This window comes from Actinotalea sp. JY-7885, from assembly GCF_014525465.1.
GTDB lineage: Bacteria > Actinomycetota > Actinomycetes > Actinomycetales > Cellulomonadaceae > Actinotalea.
This window is the reverse complement of sequence record NZ_JACEXH010000162.1, coordinates 1-6953: the sequence shown is the minus strand read 5'-3', so window position 1 is coordinate 6953 and position 6953 is coordinate 1. Positions and strand designations below refer to the sequence as shown.

The following is a 6953-nucleotide window of genomic DNA, read 5'->3' as shown; positions in this document are numbered from 1 at the left end:
CGGGCCCGCAGGGCGCCGGCCCGGTCGGCCGCCACGGCGAGCCAGGCGACGCGCTCCTCACCGCGCTGCGCGACCGCGACCAGCTCGCGCGCGTCGGTGCCGGTGGGCACCGTGAACGCGCCGGGCGGTCCCACGGTGCGCACGGGCCCCTCGATGCGGCTGAGCCGGAACACGCGCGCGCCCGCGCGGTCGCGGTCGTGGCCGACGAGGTACCAGCCCCCGCGGCTGGCGACGAGACGCCAGGGCTCGACGACGCGGCGGCGCACCTCGCCCGTGCTCGCCGTCCGGTAGGTGAAGGTGACGACCTGGCGGTCGTGCGCGGCGTCGAGCAGGGGTGCGAGCGCCGGGCCCGCCGGGTTGAGGCGCGGCGAGAGCCCGGCGACCGTGTCGGCCTCGGACGGCGTCGCGCCGACGACGCGCAGCTTGGTCAGGCCGCGGGCCGCGTCCGAGCGCAGCACCTGCCCCTGCCAGAAGTCCGCCGCCAGCGCCAGCACACCGAGCTGGGCCGCGGACAGCTCCATGGGCGGCAGGGCGTACGCGTCGGGGTCCACGCGGTACCCGAGGTCGTCGCCGTGCGCGGCGCTCGTCACCGTCACGACGGGGATGCCGAGCTCGCGCAGCGTCTCCTTGTCGCGCTCGAACATGCGCTCGAACGCGTCGGTCGACGCCGCGTGGTCGTAGCCCGCGACGGAGGTGCGGATCTGCTCCTTGGTCATGCGGTGCTGGGTGTTCACCAACGCGATGACGAGGTTGAGCAGCCGCTCGGCGGGAGGCAGGGCGTCGGGCATCGGCACCACGCTAGCGGCCGGTAGCGTGCATGCGTGATCTCCTGGCGCTCGGCAACGGTGGTGTCGCGCGGCGCGTCGTGGACGGGAGCCGTCGAGCTCGCGGTCCGCACCGACGACGGCGCGCAGCTCAAGGCGCTGGCGCACCCTGCCCTGGTGGGCGAGCCGCAGGCCGGCGACCGGGTGCTGCTCAACGTCTCCGCGCAGGTCCGCGGCCTGGGGACAGGCGGCTACGCGCTGGTCGTGGCGCTGCCGGACGCCCTGCCGCCGGACCCGCCCGCCGGCCCGGGGCACCTCGTCAAGGCGCGGTACACCCCCCTGCAGGCCATGGTGCTGGGCGTCGACGAGCAGGAGTCGGGGCACCACGCGCTCCTGGCCGACGCGGACGACCTGGCCGGCCTGCCGGTCGTGGTCGCGGACCTGCACTCCGCGCTGCCCGCGGTCGTCGCGGGGGCGCGCGCGGCCGCCGCCGACGCCGGTCGGGCCGCGCCGCGGGTCGTGTACGTCATGACCGACGGCGGCGCGCTGCCGGCGTGGTTCTCGCGGACGGTCGCGGGCCTGCGCGACGCGGGCTGGATCGACGCGTGCGTCACGGTGGGCCAGGCCTTCGGGGGCGACCTCGAGGCCGTCACCGTCCACACCGGGCTCCTCGCGGCCCGGCACGTGCTCGACGCCGACGTCGTGGTCGTGGCGCAGGGGCCCGGCAACCTCGGCACCGGCACGCGCTGGGGCTTCTCCGGCGTCGCGGCGGGCGAGGCCGTGAACGCCGCGGCGACCCTCGGGGGGCGCGCCGTCGCGTCGCTGCGCGTCTCCGGGGCCGACGCACGGGAGCGGCACCGCGGCGTCTCCCACCACTCCCTGACCGCCTACGGGCGCGTCGCGCTCGCCCCCGCCGACGTCGTCGTGCCGGTGCCGGAGGGCCCGGGGGCCGGTGACGGCGACCGCGGAGCCTTCCTCGCGCACGTCCGCGCGCAGGCGCAGGCGCTGTGCGCGCCGGCCGGACGCCACCGGCTCGTGGAGATCCCCACGGGCGCGCGGCTGCTCGCCGCGCTCGCCGAGAGCCCCGTCAGGCTGTCGACGATGGGCCGGGGCCTGGACGCGGACCCGGAGGGTTTCCTCGCCGCCGCCGCCGCGGGCGTGCACGCCGCGGGGCTCGCGGCAGCCTCCGCCTGAGCGGCGCCCGTCAGTCGTCGCGCGAGGTCGGGCTGTGCCGCGCCACGAGGGTGGCGAGCCGCCGCGCCTCGGCCGCGGCGCGGGCGCCGTCGGCCTGCTGGACGCCCATGACGGCGAGCGTGTCGCCGTCGGCGAGGTCGAGCTGGACCCACGCCCGGCCGTGACCGAAGCGCACCGAGACGATCTCGGCCCAGGTCACGCGCCGCGTCAGCAGCAGGTTCCGGACCGTGAGCCCGTCCTGGTCGGGGACCGCGGCGACGCTCGCCTGACGCCAGCAGAACCAGGCCACGAGCACGCCGAAGCCGACGATCCCGACGAGGTCCAGCGGCGCCTGGCGGTCCGGCGCGACGCGCGGCAGGAGCACCGCGATGGCGACCATGAGCGCCAGCACGGCGCCGGCCATGCCGAGCGAGACCACCCGCGCCGCGCGGGGCCGGAAGGGCCGGTGCAGCTCGTCGTCGGGTGCGCGCACGTCAGAGCCGGCAGGCGTGGATCGAGGTGACGAGGATCGCCCGGGCGCCGACGTCGTACAGCGCGTCCATCACACGGTTGGTCTCGTCGCGGCGCACCATGGCGCGGACCGCGGCCCACTCCCGGTTGTGCAGCGGCGAGACGGTCGGCGACTCGAGACCGGGCGTGATCGCGACGGCCTGCTCGACGAGGTCCAGGGGCACGTCGTAGTCCATGAGGACGTACTGGCGGGCGGTGAGCACGCCCTGCAGCCGGCGGGTCAGGACGTCCAGGCCGGCGGGCTCGTCGACGTCGGTCCGCCGGACCAGGACCGCCTCGGACCGCAGGATCGGGTCGCCGAAGACCTCGAGGCCGGCGGCGCGCAGCGTCGTCCCGGTCTCCACGACGTCGGCGATGACGTCCGCCACGCCCAGCTGGATCGCGGTCTCCACCGCGCCGTCGAGCCGGACGATCTCCTGGGCGCTCACGCCGTGGGCGCGCAGGTGGGACGCCACGAGCACGGGGTACGACGAGGCGACGCGCCGTCCGGCCACGTCGCGCACGCCCGACAGCGCCTGGGTCGCCGGCGCCGCGAAGCGGAAGGTCGACCGCGCGAAGCCGAGCCGCAGGTGCTCGGTCGCGGACGACGCCGAGTCGAGCAGCAGGTCGCGCCCGGTGATGCCGACGTCGACGGTGCCGGCACCGACGTACACCGCGATGTCGCGGGGGCGCAGGAAGAAGAACTCGACGTCGTTGTCCGGGTCCGGCAGCACGAGCTCGCGCGAGTCGCGCCGCTGGCGGTAGCCGGCCTCCCGCAGCATCTCGGCAGCGGGCTCGGAGAGGGATCCCTTGTTGGGGACGGCGATGCGGAGCACGGGGTCCTCGGTGTGGTGGGTGCTGGATGGTGCTGACGGGCCGGCCGCAGGACCGGTCAGAGGTGCGTGTACACGTCCTCGAGCGTGAGGCCGCGGGCGATCATGAGCACCTGCAGGTGGTAGAGCAGCTGCGAGATCTCCTCGGCCGTCCGCTCGTCCCCCTCGTGCTCGGCGGCCATCCACACCTCGGCGGCCTCCTCGACGATCTTCTTGCCGATCGCATGGACGCCGGCGTCCAGCTCGGCGACCGTGCCCGAGCCTGCGGGGCGGGTGGCGGCCTTGTCGGCCAGCTCGGCGAACAGCGAGTCGAACGTCTTCACGACGTCAGAGCCTAGACGCCCTGGTCGCGGGCGGCGGCCCCGTCCACGGCGAGGGTCCCCGCGCCGGACGACGCGGTGATCTGCTGCGCCCGGCCGGTGCGTTGCGCCCGCACCCACACGGTGAAGCCGTAGAGCACGACGGCGCCGTAGACCGCGTAGAGGAACGCCGACGGGTAGTAGCCCGCCTGCAGGAGCAGCGGCACACCGACGATGTCCACGGCGATCCAGATGAGCCAGAACTCCGTCCAGCCCCGGGCCATGCCGTAGGTGGCCAGGAAGCTCCCGGTGAAGATCCACGCGTCGGCCCACGGGCCCCAGGAGCCGAGGGCCTGGAAGACGAGCGCGGAGACCACGGTGCCGACGGCGGCCGCCACCACGAGCTGGATGCGGCCCCGGCGCCCGGCCCAGGTCGGCACGATCGCCGTGCCGTCGCCGTCCGCTCCGCCCTCGGCCTGGGCCTGCCGCCACCGGACCCAGCCGTAGACCGCGACGGCGACGAAGAAGACCTGTCGCCCGGCCTGCCCGTAGAGGTCCTTGGCCTGCGGCGTGTCGAACACGCCGCCGAGGAAGACGGTGAAGAGCAGCACGTTCCCCACGATGCCGACGGGCCAGGCCCACACCCGGCGGCGCAGGCCGCCGACGGCCGAGGCGAGCCCGAAGAGGTTGCCGATCACCTCGCGCCACAGGATGGGGTACCCGGCGATCGTGAGCTGGGCGTCGAAGAGCCAGTCGATCATCGCCGGCCCCCTCGGGGGGTGGTGATCGTGGGCGGCGTGCTGCGGAGCGCGCGCGCTGCGGCGGTCGTCATGGCATCTCCCTCGGGCGGTCAGCTCCGGGGGTGCGCGACGGGTCGCGTCGACGTCGCGCCGGCACCAGAAAGTGCCGTCGCTGACGCCACGTGCTTCCTCCCATCCGGACTTTCACCGTCGGTCCTGGAGTTCCACCAGGTCAACCGCCCTCGATCGCGGCCCGCACCGAGTGGTGCGGATCACGGTCGTGGGCGGGTCGCGGACTGTCACCGCCGGCTCGGACTTTCACCGACCCCGGAGCACGTAGTAGTTCGCCGACAGTGTGCCACAGCGTCGCTGGGGCCCGGTGGGACGTCCGGCTCAGTGCGTGGGCTCAGCGCGTGGGCTCAGTGCGCGTGGGCTTCGCGGGCGAGCGTCCGGAGCTCGTCGATCGCACCAGCGGCGTCGTCGGCCGTGTAGATCGCCGAGCCGGCGACGAAGACGTTCGCGCCGGCCTCTGCCGCACGCTCGACGGTGCTCGCGGACACGCCCCCGTCCACCTGGACCCAGACGTCCAGGCCCGCCTGCTCCACGGCCCGCCGGGCGCGCCGGATCTTGGGGAGCATGACGTCGAGGAACGGCTGGCCGCCGAAGCCGGGCTCGACCGTCATGACCAGGAGCATGTCCAGCTCCGGCAGGAGGTCCAGGAAGGGCTCGACCGGCGTCGCGGGGCGCAGCGCTAGGCCGGCCCTCGCACCGAGGCGTCGCAGCTCGCGCGCCAGCCGCACCGGCGCCCGCGCGGCCTCGGCGTGGAAGGTGACGGACGCGGCGCCGGCCTCCGCGAAGCCGGGCGCCCAGCGGTCCGGGTCCTCGATCATGAGGTGGGTGTCGACCGGCACCGGCGAGACCGCCACGATGCGCTCGACCACCGGCAGGCCGAGCGTGAGGTTGGGCACGAAGTGGTTGTCCATGACGTCGACGTGCACCATGTCGGCGCTGCCGATGCGCCCCAGCTCGCGCTCGAGGTTGGTGAAGTCGGCGGAGAGGATGCTGGGCGAGATCACGACGTCCATGGCGCCAGTGTGTCGCAGACCGAGAGCCGGTGGCGCCGGCGCGCGCCCGCCGTCGGTGCGGACGCGCGGGTCAGGGTGGGTCAGCGGCGGCGCAGCAGCGCGAGGTGCATGGCGTCGGTCCCGTGCACGTGCGGCCACAGCTGCGCCCAGGGGCCCGGCCCGAGCTCGAGCGCCGCACCGGCGCCGTCGCGCACCACGGACCTCAGCACGTCCCGTGCGTCGAGCTGCTCGACGTCGTCGCGCCGGCGCAGGACGTCCTTGACGACCAGCTGCGTCTCGGCGACGTGGGGCGAGCAGGTCACGTAGGCGACGACGCCACCCGGGCGCACCGCGTCGAGCGCGGAGCCGAGGAGCGCCCGCTGCAGCTCGGTCAGCGGTCCGACGTCGGCGGGCGTCCGACGCCAGCGCGACTCGGGCCGGCGGCGCAGCGCGCCCAGGCCCGTGCAGGGCGCGTCCACCAGGACCCGGTCGTAGACGGCCGGCTCCTCGTCCCCGACCACGCGGCCGTCGGCGCACCGCACCTCCGCGACGCCGTCGGGCAGGGCCGTGAGGGCGCCGCGGACCAGGCGGGCCCGGTGGGGCTGGACCTCGTTGGCGACGAGGGTGGCTCCCTGCTGGGCGGCGAGCGAGCCGAGGAGCGCGGCCTTGCCGCCGGGACCGGCGCACAGGTCCAGCCACCGCTCCCCCGCGAGGTCGGCGCCGGTCGGCGCCACCGGCGCGGCGGCGAGCGCGAGCGCGACGAGCTGGCTGCCCTCGTCCTGGACGCCCACCCGCCCGTCCCGCACGCCCGGCACGTCGGCGGGGTCCCCCGCGCTCATCACCACGGCGGTCGGCGCCCAGCGGCCCGGCCGGGCGTCGGCGGCGTCGGCGAGCACGTCCTGCGGGTCCGCGAGACCCGGGCGGGCCACGAGCGTGACCGCCGGGGCCGCGTTGTCGGCCTCGAGCAGGGGCGCGAGCTCGTCGGGCGAGCGCCCGTCGGCCAGGAGGGCCTGCCGCAGCGCGCGCGCGACCCAGGCCGGGTGGCTGTGCACGACGGCGTCCCGCTCGACCGGGTCCGTGCCGGCGGCGTCGGCGACGCGCTCGAGCCACACGTCCAGCGGCTCCGCGGAGACCTGGCGCAGGACGGCGTTGGCGAACTGCGCGGGGCCGGCACCGATGCGCCCGCGCACCAGGCCCACCGTCACCGAGACGGCCGCGTGCGCCGGGACGCGCATCCCCAGCAGCTGGTGGACCCCGAGGCGCAGCGCGTCGAGCACCGGCGGGTCGATCTGCGCCGTCGGGCGTCGTGCCGCGATCGCGATCACGGCGTCGTAGCGGCCCTGGAGCCGCAGCGTGCCGTAGGCGAGCTCGGTGGCGAACGCCGCGTCGCGGCCGCGGATGCCCCGCTGACGCAGGAGCGGCGGCAGGACCAGGTTGGCGTAGGAGTCGGACTCCGCGACCTCCCGCAGCACCTCGAACGCGGCGAGCCGCGCGGGGTCCGCCGTGCGGGCGCGCTCGCCGGGTGCCTGGCTCGTCCGTGCGCCGCCGCCGCCCAGGCGGGCCGGCCCGC

At 76.2% G+C, this 6953-nt stretch carries 8 protein-coding genes and 1 riboswitch; of the genes, 1 reads left to right on the top strand and 7 read right to left on the bottom strand.

The features are described 5' to 3' along the window. On the bottom strand, window positions 1-788 hold a 788-nt coding region (locus IDM29_RS13290; RefSeq protein ID WP_188037625.1), incomplete at its 3' end, for a YafY family protein. Window positions 789-821: 33 nt separating this feature from the next. Here IDM29_RS13290 and IDM29_RS13285 point away from each other — a divergent pair. Continuing rightward, the gene (locus tag IDM29_RS13285; RefSeq protein ID WP_182113940.1) at window positions 822-1958 is read left to right on the top strand and encodes a DUF3866 family protein; all 1137 of its coding nucleotides are present in this window, start codon (window positions 822-824) and stop codon (window positions 1956-1958) included. A 10-nt stretch (window positions 1959-1968) separates the two neighbouring features. Here the strand turns inward: IDM29_RS13285 and IDM29_RS13280 are convergent, their stop codons facing one another. The 6 genes from IDM29_RS13280 to IDM29_RS13255 all read right to left on the bottom strand — a co-directional run. After that, window positions 1969-2430, bottom strand: coding sequence for a PH domain-containing protein (locus IDM29_RS13280; protein ID WP_255491865.1), 462 nt, complete (start codon window positions 2428-2430; stop codon window positions 1969-1971). 1 nt (window position 2431) lies between these two features. Then, window positions 2432-3283, bottom strand: coding sequence for an ATP phosphoribosyltransferase (gene hisG / locus IDM29_RS13275; RefSeq protein ID WP_182113941.1), 852 nt, complete (start codon window positions 3281-3283; stop codon window positions 2432-2434). 56 nt (window positions 3284-3339) lie between these two features. After that, entirely contained in the window at window positions 3340-3603 is a 264-nt protein-coding gene (locus tag IDM29_RS13270) for a phosphoribosyl-ATP diphosphatase (RefSeq protein WP_182113942.1), read from the bottom strand. Window positions 3604-3614: 11 nt separating this feature from the next. After that, window positions 3615-4340: a nicotinamide riboside transporter PnuC gene (gene pnuC, locus IDM29_RS13265; protein WP_182113943.1), complete on the bottom strand. Its 726-nt coding sequence runs from the start codon at window positions 4338-4340 to the stop codon at window positions 3615-3617. 157 nt (window positions 4341-4497) lie between these two features. Continuing rightward, a riboswitch (FMN riboswitch) is annotated at window positions 4498-4659 on the bottom strand. 79 nt (window positions 4660-4738) lie between these two features. Continuing rightward, the gene (rpe, locus tag IDM29_RS13260; RefSeq protein WP_182113944.1) at window positions 4739-5404 is read right to left on the bottom strand and encodes a ribulose-phosphate 3-epimerase; all 666 of its coding nucleotides are present in this window, start codon (window positions 5402-5404) and stop codon (window positions 4739-4741) included. 80 nt (window positions 5405-5484) lie between these two features. Beyond that, window positions 5485-6953: RsmB/NOP family class I SAM-dependent RNA methyltransferase (locus tag IDM29_RS13255; RefSeq protein WP_375372414.1), on the bottom strand; the 1469-nt coding region annotated here is incomplete at its 5' end.

Excerpts from the sequence above, each read along its gene's own strand:
- pnuC (WP_182113943.1), bottom strand. The coding sequence starts at position 4,340 with ATGATCGACTGGCTCTTCGACGCCCAGCTCACGATCGCCGGGTACCCC.
- rpe (WP_182113944.1), bottom strand. The coding sequence starts at position 5,404 with ATGGACGTCGTGATCTCGCCCAGCATCCTCTCCGCCGACTTCACCAAC.